Annotated in this window: 8 protein-coding genes and 1 tRNA gene; 1 reads left to right on the top strand and 8 read right to left on the bottom strand. The window is 71.3% G+C overall.

The window, feature by feature from the left end; all coding sequences use genetic code 11:
• Positions 1-355: 355 nt before the first annotated feature.
• Positions 356-429 (bottom strand) — tRNA-Thr (locus OG430_RS22900).
• A gap of 237 nt (positions 430-666) precedes the next feature.
• Here OG430_RS22900 and OG430_RS22905 point away from each other — a divergent pair.
• Positions 667-2124, top strand: a complete 1458-nt coding sequence (locus tag OG430_RS22905; RefSeq protein ID WP_327359190.1) for an MFS transporter — start codon at positions 667-669, stop codon at positions 2122-2124.
• A 9-nt stretch (positions 2125-2133) separates the two neighbouring features.
• Here the strand turns inward: OG430_RS22905 and OG430_RS22910 are convergent, their stop codons facing one another.
• The 7 genes from OG430_RS22910 to OG430_RS22940 all read right to left on the bottom strand — a co-directional run bounded on the left by OG430_RS22910 (position 2134) and on the right by OG430_RS22940 (position 16184).
• A complete protein-coding gene (locus tag OG430_RS22910) occupies positions 2134-3672 on the bottom strand; it encodes an alpha/beta hydrolase (protein ID WP_327354439.1) in 1539 nt (512 codons plus the stop codon).
• A gap of 136 nt (positions 3673-3808) precedes the next feature.
• Entirely contained in the window at positions 3809-5014 is a 1206-nt protein-coding gene (locus OG430_RS22915) for a DNA polymerase III subunit delta' (RefSeq protein WP_327354440.1), read from the bottom strand.
• Between the two features lie 244 nt (positions 5015-5258).
• Entirely contained in the window at positions 5259-8279 is a 3021-nt protein-coding gene (tmk, locus tag OG430_RS22920; RefSeq protein ID WP_327354441.1) for a dTMP kinase, read from the bottom strand.
• 270 nt (positions 8280-8549) lie between these two features.
• Complete coding sequence (gene topA / locus OG430_RS22925; RefSeq protein ID WP_327354442.1) at positions 8550-11384, bottom strand: type I DNA topoisomerase; 2835 nt, start codon at positions 11382-11384, stop codon at positions 8550-8552.
• Between the two features lie 299 nt (positions 11385-11683).
• Positions 11684-11881, bottom strand: coding sequence for a hypothetical protein (locus OG430_RS22930; protein ID WP_327354444.1), 198 nt, complete (start codon positions 11879-11881; stop codon positions 11684-11686).
• A gap of 158 nt (positions 11882-12039) precedes the next feature.
• A complete protein-coding gene (locus OG430_RS22935; protein WP_327354445.1) occupies positions 12040-13863 on the bottom strand; it encodes a serine/threonine-protein kinase in 1824 nt (607 codons plus the stop codon).
• Entirely contained in the window at positions 13863-16184 is a 2322-nt protein-coding gene (locus OG430_RS22940) for a serine/threonine-protein kinase (protein ID WP_327354446.1), read from the bottom strand. Before OG430_RS22940 ends, OG430_RS22935 begins: the two co-directional genes overlap by 1 nt.
• Positions 16185-16198 lie beyond the last annotated feature (14 nt).

Here is a 16198-nt window from a genome sequence, read left to right on the forward strand (position 1 = left end):
ATGGGCTCGACCTCGACACCGTGCGTCAGCAGCACGGCGCTCGTCTGGGCCACCAGAGTCCTGAAGGGGAGTGCATCCATCGGTTCTGCCACAGCCCTCACCCCTGGAAGGGCGGATTGGAGCGTCTCCACAAAACCAAAGTGGCCGTCAGCCGTCGGGAAACCGCCAAGGTCCGTTCGGCCCACGTCGCGGCTCTTCGCTCCGCGCACCCGCCGGCACTCTCTTTGCACTCGCGCGCTCCCCTCGCGCTCCCCTTGAATCGTCGGCACGATCACAAGCGCCACCACTCGGCACCAGAACGCTTCAGGCATGAAAAAACCCCAGGTCACGGCGAGTGAGTCCTGGGGTAATTCCGAGCCGCCTTCGGGATTCGAACCCGAGACCTACGCATTACGAGTGCGTTGCTCTGGCCAGCTGAGCTAAGGCGGCAAGCTGCAGAAATGGTCTCCGCGTAGAACGAGGTTCGCATCAGCAGCGGCGCCAAGTCTACAGGGTTGTTCGGGGTGCCCTTGACCAGCCCCGGACAGGGCACAATGAGACGTAGATGTCTCATGTGAGACATCTTTGGACAACCTTGAACGGACGCGATATCCCGTGGTCAGAGCCGAGACCCCCACGGGCCCCACCGCGGAACGCCGCTCGACCTCCGGTGCCGGACGTTGGGCGATGCTCGCTGTGCTGTGTGCCAGCCTTCTGCTCGTGGCGTTGGACGCCACCATTCTCAATGTCGCGCTGCCGTCGCTCATCGACGACATGCGCCCCAGTGCCCTGCAACAGCTGTGGATCATCGACATCTACGGCCTGGTGCTCGGCGGACTGCTCGTCACGACCGGCGCGATCGGCGACCGGTACGGGCGCAAGCGACTGTTCGTGATCGGCCTTCTGCTGTTCGGCGTCGCCTCCGTAGTGGCCGCCACCGCGGGCAGCTCCGGGCAGCTGATCGCCGGGCGGGTGCTGCTCGGCATCGGTGGCGCGATGGTGATGCCGAGCACCCTGTCGCTGATCCGGAACATCTTCGAGGACGCCCGCGAGCGGGCCCTCGCGATCGGCATCTGGGCCGCCGTGGCCGGCGCCGGAGCGGCGATCGGGCCGCTCGTCGGCGGTGCGCTCGTCGAGTCGTCCGGGTGGTCGGCGGCGTTCTGGGTCAATGTGCCCGTGGTGATCGTCACCGTGATCGCCGCGCTCTGGCTGCTGCCCGAGGTCAAGGACGCCGGGCACGGCCGGCTCGACTGGCCTGGCGCGGGCCTCTCCGTGGTCGGCATCGTGGCCCTGGCCTGGGGCATCAAGCACGTCGCCAAGGGCAGCCCGGCCGTCGGAGACATTGCGATTCTGGTCGCGGGGATCGCCATCCTGGCCCTGTTCGCGCGGCGCCAGCTGCGACTCGAGGACCCGCTCCTCGACGTACGCCTGTTCAAGAACCGCGCCTTCACGGCCGCCGCCCTCGCGATCCTGCTTGCGATGCTGGCGATCGGTGCGGCGCTGTTCCTGATGTCGTTGTGGCTGCAGTACGTCCACGGATATTCGCCCTTCGAGGCGGGCCTGCGGACCCTGCCGGCGGCCCTCGCGGCGCTGGTCGGGGCGTTGCTGACGCCGTTCCTGATGGAGCAGTTCGGGGTGCGGGCCGTGATGGCGCTCGGGCTGTCCGGGCTCGTGGTGGGCTTCCTCGTGCTCGCGTTGTCGCCGGAGCCGACGACGTACGCGTACGTGGCCGTCGTCTTCGTGACGCTCGGACTCGGCGACGGGCTCGCGATCACCGCGTCCGCCGCGACGCTCGTGTCGGCGGTCCCGGCCGAGCGGGCCGGGCAGGCCGGTGCCGTGTCCGAGACGAACTACGAGCTCGGCGTGGGTCTTGGCGTCGCCATGCTCGGATCGATCCACGGCGCGGTGTACGCGAGCCACATGGCCGGTCAGCCGAAGGACGCCAAGGATTCCGTCGGCGGCGCCCACGAGGTCGCCGAAAAGCTCGGCGGCGACGCGGGCGCCAGGGTGATGGACGCGGCACGGCAGGCCTTCGACAGTGCCCTGACCACCACCGCATGGGTGTCGGTCGGGATCGTGGCGGCCGTCACGCTGCTCGTGGTGTGGCTGGTGCCGCGCGGCTTCAAGGCGACCGCCGGGCACTAGCCACCGGGGTCAGCATTTCTTGCCGTCGGCCGGGGCCTTGCCCTCCAGGAGGTAGCGGTTGATCGCCGAGTCGATGCAGTCGCTGCCCCGGCCGTACGCGGTGTGCCCGTCGCCGTCGTACGTGAGCAGGCTGCCCGAATCCAGCTGGCCGGCCAGGGACTTGGCCCACTTGTAGGGCGTGGCCGGGTCGCGGGTCGTGCCGACGACCACCGTGTCGGGCGCGCCCTTCGCGGCGATGCGATGGGGGGTGCCGGTGGCCTTCACGGGCCAGTACGCGCAGTTCAGGGAGGCCCAGGCGAGGCCCTCGCCGAAGACGGGGGACGCCTTCTCGAAGTCGGGGAGCTCGTCCTTCACCTCGGCCGGGGACTTGAACGCGGCAGGCAGGTCAAGGCAGTTGACGGCGGCGTTGGCGAACATCAGGTTCGCGAACTTTCCGTCCGGCTCGCGCTCGTAGTACGCGTCGGCGAGCGAGAGCAGGCCCGAGCCGTCGTTGTCGTTCATCGCCGACGCGATGCCGTCCCGCAGCTGGGGCCAGGCCCCCTCGTCGTACATCGCGGCGATCACGCCCGTCGTGGCGAGGGACTCGCCGAGCGGGCGGGGGTCGCCGGTCGGGACGGGCTTGGCGTCCAGCGTGCGGAAGAAGTCCTTCAGGCGGCGGCCCGCGTCGTCCGGGCTCGCGGTGCCGAGCGGGCAGTCCTTGCGGGCCACGCAGTCCTTGGCGAAGGACTGGAAGGCGGTCTCGAAGCCGCCGGTCTGGTCGAGGTTCATGCTGCGGGCGGGCAGCGACGGGTCCATCGCACCGTCGAGGACCAGGCGGCCCGCGCGCGCCGGGTAGAGCCCGGCGTACGTCGCGCCGAGGAAGGTGCCGTACGAGGCGCCCACGTACTGCAGTTTCTCGTCACCGAGCACGGCCCGCAGGACGTCCATGTCACGCGCCGCCTCGACCGTGGACACATGCGGCAGCACCTGACCCGACTTCTTCTCGCAGCCCTGCGCGAACTCCTTGAAGGCCGCGACCAGTTGATCGGTCTCCTGCTGGTCGTCGGGGGTGACGTCCGTCTGCGTGTACGCGTCCATGCGCTTGCCGTCGAGGCATTCGACGGGCTCGCTGCGGGCGACGCCGCGCGGGTCGACGGCGACCATGTCGTACTGCGCGCGGACCGGCGCCGGATACCCGAGCGCCGCGTACTGCTGCAGATACTGGATCGCCGAACCGCCAGGACCGCCCGGATTCACCAGGAGCGAGCCGAGCCGCTTGCCGGGCCCGGTGGCCTTCTTGCGGGCGACGGCCAGCTTGATGTCGCCGCTCGCCGGCTTGTCGTAGTCGAGCGGCGCCTTCATCGAGGCGCACTCGAAGCCGGGCACACCGCACTCGCGCCAGCTCAACTGCTGCCCGTAGTACGCCTTCAGCGCCCCCGGCACGGCCGTGGGCAGCGCGCTGTCCGCGGCGCTGGAGGGCGAACTGCCGGACGAGCAACCGGAGATCAGCAGCGCACCGGCGGTGAGCACGGTGCCGGCGGTCCGGAGGAAGTGGCGCCTGAGGTCCATCGGGCGAGCGTAACTCTCGGGTGTGCACTGGTGCACATTCCGTGGTGACGGCTGCCCGTACGAGTGACTCCCTTCGTTCTCCGGAGGGTTTACGTTGCCGACCTCGCAGCGACCACGCGCCGGCGTCGCACCGCCGTCAGCCCGAGCGGAGCGACACCGCCATCGCCTCGACCGCCAGGAGCGGGGCCACATTGCGGTCGAGCGCCGTGCGGCACGCGGCGATGGCCTCGATGCGGCGCAGGGTCCGCTCCGGGGAGGTGGAGCGGGCGATGCGGTCCAGCGGATCGCTCAACTCGACGTTGGCGATGGCCACTTGGGAGCCGAACTGCAGGGCGAGCACATCGCGGTAGAAGCCCGTGAGGTCGATCAGGGCGAGGTCGAGGCTGTCGCGCTGGGTGCGGGTCTTGCGGCGCTTCTGCCTGTCTTCGAGTTCCTTCATGGCACCGGCCGTGCCGCGCGGCATCCGGCCGCCCTGGCCGCCGCCGAGCGCGGCCTTCATCTCCTCGGTCTCCTTGACGTCGACCTCCTCGGCGACCTGCTTGGCGTCCTCGGCGGCCGCGTCGATCAGCTCCTGGGCGGCCTTGAGGCAGCCGCCGATCTCGTCGATGCGCAGCGGGAGTTTGAGCACGGCGGCGCGGCGCTCACGGGCCCGCGGGTCGGTGGCGAGGCGTCGGGCGCGGCCGATGTGGCCCTGGGTGGCACGGGCCGCGGTGTGCGCGGCCTCCGGCTCGATGCCGTCGCGCCGGATGAGGATGTCGGCCACGGCGTCCACCGGGGGCGTGCGGAGCGTCAGGTGGCGGCAGCGGGAGCGGATCGTGGGCAGGACGTCCTCGATGGAGGGCGCGCAGAGCATCCACACCGTGCGCGGTGCGGGCTCCTCGACCGCCTTCAGGAGCACATTGCCCGCGCCTTCGGTGAGGCGGTCGGCGTCCTCCAGGACGATGACCTGCCAGCGGCCGACGGCCGGGGAGAGCTGGGCCCTGCGGACGAGGTCGCGGGTCTCCTTCACGCCGATGCTGAGGAGGTCGGTCCTGACCACTTCCACGTCGGCGTGGGTGCCGACCAGGCTGGTGTGGCAGCCGTCGCAGAACCCGCACCCCGGGGTGCCGCCGAGGGCCCGGTCCGGGCTGGTGCACTGCAGGGCGGCGGCGAAGGCTCTGGCCGTGGTGGATCTGCCCGATCCGGGCGGGCCGGTGAAGAGCCAGGCGTGGGTCATCTTCGAGGCGGTGGGGGCTGCCGCGCCTGTGGCGTGGGCGGTCACGAGCGCGTCGGCGTCGCGGGCGGCGGCTTCGAGCTGCGTGCTCACCCGCTCCTGGCCCACCAGGTCGTCCCATACGGGCATGGCCCCGCCTTTCGCTGCGCTTTGCTCTGCCGGGTCCATTGTGGGCCAGGGGTCTGACAGTCCGGCCCGGATGCGCCTGCGGCGGGCCCTTCCCCACCCCGCCCCTTCCCGAAATCCTGCGGAGCCTTCCGCCCTGCGGGCGGTGTCCTCAAACGCCGGACGGGCTGACTTCGCCGGCGGCAGCCACGCGGCGGAGCCGCATAGTGTCACCGTCGGGAAGGGGCGGGGAGGGGCCAAAAAAGCCTCAGCCCCGACGCCGCTTACCCTTACCGCCGCCGCCATCCTCATCCTCGTCCCGCGACCCCAGCAATTCATCCGCCAGCGAGGGCAGATCGTCGAGGGGCGTCTCCTCGGCCCAGTCCGACGGCGGCCGACGCCGCGGCACACCCGCCTCGTCGACCTGCGGCAGCTCCCGCGTGACGTCGTCCCGGAAGATCCCCTGCGGCACCCGGTCGGCCGGATCATCCGCGGGCCGCGCATCCCGCACGGGGGGCAGCACGGCCGTCTCTTCAGCAGGCGAAGGCGCAGGCGGCTGAGGCACCACAGCCGTCTCTTCCCCGTCCGGGTCGGACACAGCAGGCAGCACAGTCGTCTCATCGCCCGCCCCGGCAGGGGGAGCAACGATCGGCGTAGGCACAGTCGTCTCGTTGTCCGGCACCGGCACCGGCACCGCAGCGGCAGCAGTAGCAGTAGCAGCGGAAGTCGCGGCAGAAGCCGCAGCCGCAGCCCGCCGGGCCTCCTCGGCCCGGACCAACGCCTCCTCGGCCTTCCGCTGCTTCTCGACCCGCCGCTCCTCCGCCTCGGCCCGCAGCCGCGACTCCTCCTCGGCCTGCCGGCGCCTGCGCTCCTCCTCGGCGGCCCGCACCTTCTCCTCGGCCTCGCGCCGGGCGCGCTCCTCCTCGGCGAGACGGCGCGCCTCCTCGGCCCGGGCGCGCGCCTCCTCGGCCTGGCGCTCCTCCTCGCGGCGGCGCGCCTCCTCCAGCTCGCGGCGCTTGCGCTCTTCCTCCTCGGCACGGAGCCGGGCGAGCTGAGCCTGGCGCTCGCGCTCCTGGCGCTCCTCCTCGGCCTTGCGCGCGGCCTCTTCCTCGGCCTTGCGACGGGCCTCTTCCTCGGCGGCCTTGCGGGCCTCCTCCTGCGCCTTCACCTCGGCGTCGGAGAGCGGCAGGAGCACATCGAGCCGGTGCCGGATCACGGTCGTGACCGCCTCCGGCTCCTGGGCCGCGTCGACGACCAGGTACCGGCCCGGGTCGGCCGCGGCGAGGGTGAGGAAACCGGAGCGCACGCGCGCGTGGAACTCGGCGGGCTCCGACTCGAGCCGGTCGGGCGCCTCCGTGAAGCGCTCGCGCGCGGCCTCCGGCGAGACGTCGAGCAGGCAGGTCAGATGCGGTACGAGTCCGCCGGTCGCCCACCTGTTGATGCGCGCGACCTCGGTCGGCGAGAGGTCACGGCCGGCGCCCTGATAGGCGACGGACGAGTCGATGTAGCGGTCGGAGATGACGATCGCGCCCCGCTCGAGGGCAGGACGTACGACCGTGTCCACGTGCTCCGCGCGGTCGGCGGCGTACAGGAGCGCCTCCGCGCGGTGCGAGAGACCGGCGGAAGACACGTCGAGCAGGATCGAGCGGAGCCGCTTGCCGACCGGCGTCGCCCCCGGCTCGCGCGTGACCACGACCTCGTGGCCCTTGCCCCTGATCCACTCCGCGAGCGCCTCGGCCTGCGTCGACTTGCCCGCGCCGTCGCCGCCTTCGAGGGCGATGAAGAAGCCGGTGGCGGCCGGCGCCTGGGCCGGGTCGCCGCCGCGCAGGGCGTCGGTGAGGTCGCGGCGCAGCGGTACGCCGGAGCGGTCGTCCGCCTTCGCCAGGACCAGCGCGGCGACCGGCAGGAGCAGCGCCCCGGCGAGCATCAGCGTGAAGGCGGCGCCGCCGTGGTCGAACACGAACTTGCCGCTCTCCATGCGGTGCCGCCCGATCGCCGCCGCGAGCACGGGAGCGACGACGGCACCGAGGGCGATGGAGACACGTACTACTGCTTGCAGATGTTCCGTCGTACGCGTCCGACGGAAGTCCTCGACCTCTTGGTCCAGGAGGTCGTGTCCGGTGTTCGCGGCGACTCCGGCGGAGACGCCGGCGAGCGTGACGATCAGGAGCACCGTCGTCGGGTCGGGCACCAGGCCCGCGCCGAGCAGTGCGATCCCGGTCAGCGCGATGGCCAGCGCGAGGAGCCGGCGACGGGACAGGCCGGGCAGCACCGACGGCGCCGTACGGATGCCGACGACCGTGCCGCCGGTGAGGCCGAACACGAGCAGGCCGTAGAGCACCGGGCCGCCGTTCAGGTCCACGGCGTGCAGCACCGCGACGGCGACCGCGGCCGCGATGGCCCCGGCGACCGCCGCGCAGGCGAGCACCAGGAGCGGGATGGCGCCCGTGCGGCCCTTGTCGACACCGGAGCCGGTCTTCGGGCGGCGCAGGCCCTCGAGCGGCGAACGGGCGCGCGGCGTCCGGGTATCGGGCAGTTCCAGGAAGTAGACGACCGAGAGCGACGCGGCGAAGAGACCGGCCGCGACGTAGGAGGCGAGCGCCGCCTTGTGCAGCTCGAACCAGTCGACCCCGGCCCCGAGCAGATTGCTGACCAGCGAGACCGCGATCAGCGCGAGGGCCGCGACGGGCAACGCGATGAATCCCGTACGCAGCGACAGCCGGCGCAGCGCGTCCATGTGGTCCGGCAACGGCCGTACGGTCGCGCCCTCCAGCGGCGGCGCGGGCAGCAGCGCGGGAGCCGCGCTCTCGCGCGACACGGTCCACAGGCGTTCGGCGACGCCGACGACGAAGCCGGTGACGAGGAGCGCGGCGAGCGCGTTGTCCGGGGTCCAGTCGATCCACAGCGGGGCGACGATCAGCGCGAGGGCCCTGACACCGTCCGACCCGATCATGGTCCAGCGCCGGTCGAGCGGTCCGTCGGCCGAGGTGAGCGTGGTCAGCGGGCCGAGCAGGACCGCGCCGAAGAGGAGCGTGGCGAGGATGCGGGCGCCGAACACGGCGGCCACGGCGAAGGCCGCGCCGCGGTATCCGCCCCCGAACGCGTCCTCCTGGACCGCCGCTTGCAGCGACAGGGCGACCAGGACGAGGAGTGCGAGGGCATCGCCGATGCTGCCCACCAGTTGGGCGCTCCACAGGCGCTTCAGCGGGGGGTGTCGCAGGAGTGCGCGAACGGCGCGCTCCCGGGAATCGGCGACCAGGGCGTCGTCGGCGTCGTCAGCTCGCGTCATCCGGCCAGCCTATCCGGAGGGCGGGGCTCCCTGGGCCGGTGCCCGAACATGTGCCCGGCCTGCCCGGTAAGTGCGGGTCCGTTGCGCCTGCGGCGGGCCTTTTCCCCTCCCCGCCCCTTCCCGTAAGGCTGCCGCCGGCTTCAGAAGACTGTCCTCAAACGCCGGACGGGCTGACTTTGTCAGCCCGTCCGGCGTTTGAGGACAAGGGGGGTCTGGGGGCGCAGCCCCCAGCCTCCGGAGGATTTCGGGAAGGGGCGGGTTGGGGACCAATCAGTCCTCAGCCACAACCTTCGCCGCAGCCGCCTTCTTCGCCGGAGCCTTCTTGGCTGCAGTCTTCTTCGCAGCAGACGCAGTCGTCTTGGCCGCGGTCTTCTTCGCCGCAGCCGCAGTCTTCTTGGCCGGAGCCTTCTTCGCGGCCTTCTTGGCGGGAGCCTTCTTCGCGACCTTCTTGGCCGGCCCCTTCGCCCGCTTCTCCGCGAGCAGCTCATAGCCCCGCTCAGGAGTGATGTCCTCGACCGAATCCGCCGCCCGCAGCGTCGCATTGGTCTCACCATCGGTGACGTACGCCCCGAAGCGCCCGTCCTTGACGACGACCGGCTTCCCGGAGACCGGGTCCTCGCCCAGCTCCTTCAGCGGCGGCTTCGCCGCGGCCCGGCCACGCTGCTTGGGCTGCGCGTAGATCGCGAGCGCCTCCTCCAGCGTGATGGTGAAGAGCTGCTCCTCCTCGGTCAGCGACCGGGAGTCGGTGCCCTTCTTCAGGTAGGGCCCGTACCGCCCGTTCTGCGCGGTGATCTCGACGCCCTCGGCGTCGGCGCCCACCACGCGCGGGAGCGACATCAGCTTGAGCGCGTCGGCGAGCGTCACCGTGTCCAGAGTCATCGACTTGAACAAGGACGCCGTCCGCGGCTTGACCGCGTTCTTGCCGGTCTTCGGCGTGCCCTCGGGAAGGATCTCCGTCACGTACGGCCCATAACGGCCGTCCTTGGCGACGATCTCGTGCCCCGACTCCGGGTCCTGACCCAGCGCGAAGTCCCCGCTCGGCTTGGCGAGCAGCTCCTCCGCGTACTCGACCGTGAGCTCGTCGGGCGCGATGTCGTCGGGCACGTCGGCCCGCTGGTGGTTCTCCTCGCCCTTCTCGCCCCGCTCGATGTACGGGCCGTACCGGCCGACGCGCAGCAGGATGCCCTCGCCGACGGGGAAGGAGGAGATCTCCCGGGCGTCGATCGCGCCCAGGTCGGTGACCAGTTCCTTGAGGCCGCCGAGGTGGTCCCCGTCGCCGTTCCCGGCGGCGGAGGCCGCACCCGTGTCGTCGCCCTCGCCGAAGTAGAAACGCTTCAGCCACGGCACCGCCTGGGCCTCACCGCGCGCGATGCGGTCGAGGTCGTCCTCCATGCGGGCGGTGAAGTCGTAGTCGACGAGCCGCCCGAAGTGCTTCTCCAGGAGGTTCACCACGGCGAAGCTCAGGAAGGACGGGACGAGCGCCGTGCCCTTCTTGAAGACGTAGCCGCGGTCGAGGATCGTCCCGATGATCGACGCGTACGTCGACGGACGGCCGATCTCGCGCTCTTCGAGCTCCTTGACCAGCGAGGCTTCGGTGTAGCGGGCCGGCGGCTTGGTCGCGTGCCCGTCGACCGTGATCTCCTCGGCCGACAGCGCGTCGCCCTCGCTGACCTGCGGCAGCCGGCGCTCGCGGTCGTCCAGCTCGGCGTTCGGGTCGTCGGCGCCCTCTACGTACGCCTTCAGGAACCCGTGGAAGGTGATGGTCTTGCCGGACGCGTTGAACTCGGCGTCCCGGCCGTCGGAGGCGCGGCCACCGATCTTGACCGTGACCGAGTTGCCGGTCGCGTCCTTCATCTGGGAGGCGACGGTCCGCTTCCAGATCAGCTCGTACAACCTGAACTGGTCGCCGGTCAGACCGGTCTCGGCCGGGGTGCGGAAGCGGTCGCCGGAGGGGCGGATCGCCTCGTGCGCCTCCTGCGCGTTCTTGACCTTCCCGGCGTACGTGCGCGGCTTGTCCGGCAGGTAGTTGGCGCCGTACAGCTGCGTCACCTGGGCCCGGGCGGCACCGATCGCCGTGTCCGACAGCGTGGTGGAGTCCGTACGCATATAGGTGATGAAGCCGTTCTCGTACAGCTTCTGCGCGACCTGCATGGTGGCCTTGGCCCCGAAGCCCAGCTTGCGGGAGGCCTCCTGCTGGAGGGTCGTCGTACGGAAAGGGGCGTACGGCGAGCGGCGGTACGGCTTCGACTCGACGGACCGTACGGCGAAGGAAGCGTTCTCCAGAGCCGCGGCCAGCGAGCGGGCGTTCGCCTCGTCCAGGTGCAGGGTGTCGGACTTGAGCTGACCGACCGAGTTGAAGTCGCGGCCCTGCGCGACGCGCTTGCCGTCGACGGAGTTCAGGCGGGCGATCAGCTGCGAGGGGTCGGACGCGTCGCCCGTGCGGCCGGTGCCGAAGGTGCCGGTCAGGTCCCAGTACTCGGCGGAGCGGAAGGCGATGCGCTCGCGCTCCCGCTCGACGACGAGGCGGGTCGCGACGGACTGCACACGGCCCGCCGAGAGCTTCGGCATGACCTTCTTCCACAGGACCGGCGAGACCTCGTAGCCGTACAGGCGGTCCAGGATCCTGCGGGTCTCCTGGGCGTCGACCATCAGCGTGTTCAGCTCGCGCGGGTTGGCGACGGCCTCGCGGATCGCGTCCTTGGTGATCTCGTGGAAGACCATCCGGTGGACCGGGACCTTGGGCTTCAGGACTTCCTGCAGGTGCCACGCGATGGCTTCGCCCTCGCGGTCCTCATCGGTGGCGAGGAAGAGTTCGTCGGAATCCTTCAGGAGGTCCTTGAGCTTCTTGACCTGGGCCTTCTTGTCGGCGTTGACGACGTAGATCGGCTGGAAGTCGTTCTCTACGTCCACGCCCAGGCGGCGCACCTCGCCGGTGTACTTCTCCGGCACCTCCGCGGCACCGTTCGGGAGGTCGCGGATGTGCCCGACGCTCGCTTCGACGACGTACCCAGGGCCGAGGTAGCCCTTGATCGTCTTCGCCTTGGCAGGCGACTCGACGATGACGAGTCGGCGGCCGCCGTGTGCGGTCTCGCTGGTCGGGGACAACGTGGCTCTTCTCTCCGGTCGACGCTCGGTGGCTCTTGCGGTCCGCATGCGTTCATACGGTGGCCGCTGACGGGTCCGCATGCGGTTCATGCGGTGGCCCCAGTGACGGGTCCGTATGCGTTCATACGGTGACGCTGCGGAGTGTGACGGTACATCCCGCCCCCGTGTCAAACGGGAAAAGCCCGCAACGGCCACTCGAACGGTAACCCGACTACCGCCATTTCTGCCGCCCGGAGTGCCTACCTGGCCTTTCGGCGTTATGCGGAGGCTGTCCTCCCACATTCAGCGTGGGTCACGCGTCACATCCGCGTGAAGCACCACACCCCGAGCACCAGTGCCCCTACCCCGGCGAGGGAGCCCAAAGCCGCGGATGCGACGGGGCTCACACCGTGGGCCACCGGCGCGCGGTGCAGCACCCGGGCCCCGGTCCACAGCAGCAGCCCGGCCCCGAACAGGGCGAACACCGTGCCCGCGAAGATCGCCGGTGCGCTCTCCATACCGCTCCCCTCGTACCAAGTCGTACGTGTCCTCCCGGCCACCGACTGGCCGGTCGGTGGAGGCTGGCACCCGCGGCCCACGTACGGGCGTCGGCGGAGCGAATGGCGGGTGAACGCCGGGGTCGGGTTCCGCATCGGGTTCCGGGGCAGGTCGCGCGTCAGGTGCCGGTCACGGGTTCGGCGGGGCCGGCCGGGAGCTGTTTTTGGTCCACGCGGCTCAGGGCGCACAGCGCGAAACGGGCTCCGTCGTCGAATTCGCCCTCCAAGGCGTACCAGGCCTGGATCTCGTGTGCCTGGTCACGGACCCAAGCGGAGCCGAACCTGTTGAGGCACAGAGGGGTGACCTCGCCCTCCCAGCCCTCGTAGGACATGCCCTTCGGCGTCGCCACCCAGCCGACGGTCTGCTGCATGTGCGGCTTGTCGCAGTCGATCAGGAACCAGGCCTCATCGGGATTGCCCTCCTCCGTCTTCACGTCGAAGCAGTCGCCGGTACCGGCAGTGCCCAGTTCGAGCTCCGCCCCCTCCCTGCGGAACGCGCCGAGGTCCCCGGACAGCACACCGACGTCGATGAACATCAAGCACGCGACGGAGGCCCGGCCCGAGTTGGCCTCCACCGTGCCCCGAGTGGGCAGCAGCGGATAGACGGTGGCCCTGGGGAGTCCCGCACGCAGCCGCGAGAGTTTCCCGGCGCACTTCCCGGCCCCCGCCTCGCGGGCCTCCTCGTGGCTGTCGGCCTCGACCAGAGCCATCACCTGGGCGTCGTGGTCCTCCTCGCAGGTCGACTCGACCAGTTCGGGCAGACTTTTGAACTTCTTGCCGGACCAGTTCGCGGTGACGCACTGTCCGGCGATCAACTCGCTGGTCAGCGACACGGTCCTGCCGTACGCATAACCGGCGTCCACGTCGCGCACGGGCGACGAACTCCAGCTCCCCGAACCGGTCTTGCCCTTGTCTCGGTCGCCTGGCCCCCATACGCCGAGCCACGTGCCGCCCCCGACAAGCAGCACGGCGAACGCCACCAGCGCGGCGACGAAGGGCCGCCGCAGCCGACGCGAGGGCGCGTCGGCCGGCGGGGGCATGCCAGGTGCGGGCGTGCCAGGTGCGGGCGGCAGCGGGACCTGCGACCGGCCCGAATCGGCCAGCGCGGCAAGGTCGGCCAAGGCCGACGCCGCCGTGGGCCGGCGCTCCGGTTCCTTGCGCAGCAGTCCGAACACCACCTCGGCCAGTTGCCAGGACGCCCGGGTCATCGTGGGCGGCTCCTCGAAAAGCAGCGCGGCCATCGTGCCGTACTCATCGGCGCGGGAGAACGGACCCTTGCCCTCAGCGGCGAAGTACAGCGTGGCGCCCAGCGAGAACAGATCGGCGGCGGCCGTCGGTTCCCCGCCACGGCATCGCTCCGGGGCCAGATAGCCGGGCGTGCCGACGATCCCGCCGACCGCCGTGACGCGCGGGTCGCCCGCCTCGGGCCGTACCGAGATGCCGTAGTCGGTGAGCAGGATCTTCTCGTACGAATCGCCCGAACTGCCCGGAGCCAGCAGGATGTTGGCCGGTTTCACATCCCGGTGCAGGATGCCCGCAGCATGCCCGGCCGTGAGCGCGTCCAGTACCGCCCGGCCGATCCGGGCGACCTGAGTCGAGGGCAACGGCCCCTCCGCCCGGACCACCGCCTCCAGGTCGAGCGCGCCGGGCACGTACTCCATGACGATCCACGGGAGTCCGTCCAGCTCGAACACGTCGTAGACGGTGACCACATGGGGATGCCCGCGCAGCCGCGCCGCGTTCCGCGCCTCGCTGCGGGCCCGCTCGACCCTCCCCGCGAGGTCGCCGGTGGCCACGCCGGCCGGTACGGCGATCTCCTTGACCGCGACCTCGGTGGCCAGCTGTTCGTCGTACGCGAGCCACACCCGCCCCATCCCTCCCGAGCCGAGGCGGCGCAGGAGGCGGTAGCGGCCGGCGATGAAGCGGCCCGTGGGGTGGTTCATCAGGAGGTGCCGGGCTCGTCGATCTTGCCGGTCAGCTTGCTGCCGTCGGAGCGGGACACCGTGCAGACCACGGTGTTCATGCCCTTCGCCCAGTCCGCTTCGCCGGGGGGCCAGCCGAGCACCCACCGTTCGGCGCCGGGAGCCCAACTGCTCTCGTACCTGTTGCCGCAGATCTTGTGCGAGTTCGCGACGCCCTTCTCGTACTTCATGCCCTTCGGCGCCTCGACCGCCCCGATCACTTGGTAGTCGTGCTGGTTGGTGCAGTCGGTCATCGGTGCGTAGTAGTAGTCCTTGTTGTCCTTGTCCTCGAGGTAGTTCCAGCAGTCGCCGACCATCATCTGGGAGACGGTCAGATTGATCCCGGCGTCCCGGAAGCGGCCCACCTCGCCGCCGATGGCCGCGTGCCTGCCGAGCACCAGACAGGCGGTGGCACCGCCGGCCGCCGTGAACCCTTCCTTGCTGGGGACGACGGCGTAGATGTCGCCGTCCGGCAGGGCCTCGGCGATGGACTTGAGCTGCTGCTCGCAGCGGGCCGGGCCGTCCCTGCGGGCCGCCTCGTGGTCCTGCGCCGACTCCAGGGCCATGACCTGGCCCTCCGGTCCCTCGTCGCAGCCCACCGTGCCGACGCTGGGCACCGACTTGAACTCGGTGCCGGGCCAGACCACGTTGACGCAGTCACCCGCCTCCAACCGCTTCTCGAGCCCGACCTGTTCGCCGTACGGCAGCACGGGTCCGGTCGGCGAGGGCGACTGGGAGGACTTCGACTTGGACGGGCCCGCCGAGGGCAGCGTCTTCGGCTTCCCGTCGTCCTTCCCGAACGTCGCCCAGGCCCCCCACCCGGCGCCGCCGAGCGCGACGACGACGGCGATCACGAGCGCGATGACCAGGCCGCGGGACATCTTGCGGCCCCGTCCGTCACCGCCGGGCGGTGTCGGGGCGCCGTACTGCGGCTGACTGCCCGAGCCGTACGGGTTGGGGTTGGGGTTGAGGTTGAGGTTCGGGTTCGGGTTCGGGTTCGGGTTCCACTGTCCGTACGGAGACTGCCCGTACGGCGACCCACCACCTTGCTGGGCCCCCGCCGGGTACCCGTACTGGCCCCCGCCCTGCTGACCGCCCTGGCGGCCTCCCTCGGGCGTCGCCCGAGGCCCATCGGAAGGCGTCCCGGAACCGGGCATCGGCGCCGACCAGGGAGTCGGCTCGGGATGCGGGGTCTGCGGCCCACCGGGCGTGTGCGGCGTGCCCGGCGTGTTGGGTGTGCCGGGTGCACTGGGCGAGTTGGGCGTGCTCCCGTACGCCCCGTACGACCCGTACGCCCCATACCCCCCGCCGCCCACCAGCCCCGGCGTCCCGGGCGTCTGCGGAGTCCCCGCTGCGGGCCCGCCCGGCGTCTGCGGCGTACCGCCGCCGCCCGCCTGCGCCCCCGCGGGCGGCGGCCCGAAGGTCCCGGCGGGCGGCTGCTGCCCCCACCGCGTCAGACCCTGCTTGGCCGTCTCCGGCGAGGAGCGCAGCACCGGGTCCTTGTTCAGCAGCCCCTGCAGTACGAGCCAGAGCTCGCCCGCGCGTAACGGCTGGGCCGGCGGCTCCTGGAGCAGCGCGGTGAGCGTGCCGAAGTCGTCGTTGCGGTCGAACGGGCCGTGCCCCTCGACCGCGTAGTAGAGCGTGGCGCCGAGCGAGAACAGGTCCGCGGTCGGCGTCGGCGGCTCGCCCCGGGCCCGCTCGGGCGCCAGATAGCCGGGCGTGCCGAGGATCCCGGCGGTCGCGGTGAGCCGGGGCTCGTTGGACTCGGGCTGCAGCGCGATGCCGTAGTCGGTGAGCAGGACGCGGCCGTACGGATTGCCCGAAGCCTCGGGCGCCAGAAGGATGTTGGCCGGTTTCACGTCCCGGTGCAGGATGCCGATGCGATGGCCCGCGGTGAGCGCGTCCAGGACGGCGAGGCCGATCCGGCCGACCTCGGTGGGCGGCAGCGGACCGGACCGCCGCACCATTTGCTGGAGATCGGTCGCTTCGGCGACGTACTCCATGACGATCCACGGCAGTCCCTCGTGCAGCACCACGTCGTGCACGGTCGCGACGTGCGGATGCCCGCGCAGCCGCGCCGCGTGCCGGGCCTCGCTGCGGGCGCGCGCGATGCGCTGGGCGGGCTCGCTCGCGTCCATGGGCACGTCCGGCAGCATGATCTCCTTCATGGAGACCTCGCAGGCCAGTTCGCTGTCGTACGCGAGCCAGACCCGGCCCATTCCGCCGGAGCCGAGCTTGCGCAGCAGCCGGTAGCGGCCGCTGATGATCCTGCCCTCGCCCTGTTCCGGAGTTTCCCCCGCCATGGCGCCTCCCCCGA

It is taken from the genome of Streptomyces sp. NBC_01304, assembly GCF_035975855.1.
GTDB lineage: Bacteria > Actinomycetota > Actinomycetes > Streptomycetales > Streptomycetaceae > Streptomyces.